Below are 255 nucleotides of genomic sequence, written 5' to 3' on the forward strand. Positions count from 1 at the left end.
ATAGCTTTTTTCCAAACAAAAGTATATCTATTAGCAGATGACTCTATTTTTGTACCATCAATAAATAGAGTGTCCTTTGAAATCTCCTTATTATCTCCAAGAAAATTTGTAAACTGTGCAATCAAATTGTTGCTTATTGGTGAAAAATGAATACTACGAAATCTTGCAATTGTTGAATGGTCTGGAGCGGAGGCTCCGCCTAGCAGATACATAAAGTTAATATCTCTTTTGCATGCTTTCTCTATTTCTCTTGAA

General features: G+C 32.9%; 1 protein-coding gene. It reads right to left on the bottom strand.

The window, feature by feature from the left end:
- The coding region (locus tag KGF42_RS19510; RefSeq protein WP_227826939.1) for a transposase at positions 1-255 on the bottom strand (255 nt) is incomplete at both ends.

The organism is Clostridioides sp. ZZV15-6383 (genome assembly GCF_020657735.1).
Classification (GTDB): Bacteria; Bacillota; Clostridia; order Peptostreptococcales; family Peptostreptococcaceae; genus Clostridioides; species Clostridioides difficile_D.